Origin of the sequence: Yersinia sp. 1252 StPb PI (genome assembly GCF_048593885.1) — a bacterium.
Classification (GTDB): domain Bacteria; phylum Pseudomonadota; class Gammaproteobacteria; order Enterobacterales; family Enterobacteriaceae; genus Yersinia; species Yersinia enterocolitica_E.
In genome coordinates this window covers 1-815 of sequence record NZ_JAZGQE010000425.1, presented here as the reverse complement: position 1 = coordinate 815, position 815 = coordinate 1, and the positions used below count along the sequence as shown (strand labels likewise).

Sequence of the window (815 nt, the reverse complement as noted above, 5' to 3'; positions counted from 1 at the left end):
CATGACCTTCTGGAAAATCAATACGTAAAGTATTTGGATTAATAACGTTACTCATATTAATGTAAATAGGATTTTCTCCAGGAACAATATCCACAAAGATGCTTTCTTGCTCGCTAAAACCTGGGCTACCTTTAATTGAATAATAAATCTGAACAACTTCGGCCGTTGAGGATTTAATATTTAGAAATACACTAGCCCTAAGATTAGTATCAATTTTATATAGAGATGAAGATGAAAGAAGAATGTGTGGATCATCACCATTAACGTCAACAAGCACGTAGCCATCATGCTCCTCGATTTTAGTACCGTTTGATATACCAGTGAATTTTGCCTCTAACGATTGAGAATTACCGGTATCATTTTTTTGGACGAGAAAAAGTGGTTCAAACTTATCCAAAAATGGGATTTGATACAAAACTGATTCCTTGCATTTTTCATTGAAAATATTTTTTTGCAGCTCAGAAAAGTAGCCAAGATCTAAATTCATCTGCCAACCCTGTGGTGGTACTGAAATACCTTTTAGCACACTGTTGCGATCGGTTAGTGAATAACAAAACTCGCTTGTCCATGTATATGAAGTATTGAATTTGGTTGCTGGTTTATTTAATTCAAAGGCGCTTTTAGCGAAAAAAATCATCGGAACTACAGCAATGACAGAAAGTAATCGGGTAAATTTAAACCGATCAAATGAGTATATAAGAGCGATCATAAACAGTAAATTTAATCCGAGGAAGTATCTATCCGGGAAACTCGACTGATAATTATCAAATAAACCAGACAGCCCGCGGCGTAGAACTATTATCGACAAATAATAT

1 protein-coding gene is annotated in these 815 nt (G+C 35.0%); it reads right to left on the bottom strand.

The window, feature by feature from the left end; all coding sequences use genetic code 11:
* Window positions 1-815, bottom strand: an 815-nt coding sequence (locus V2A85_RS24075) for a hypothetical protein (RefSeq protein ID WP_420072605.1), incomplete at both ends; no start/stop codon positions are given.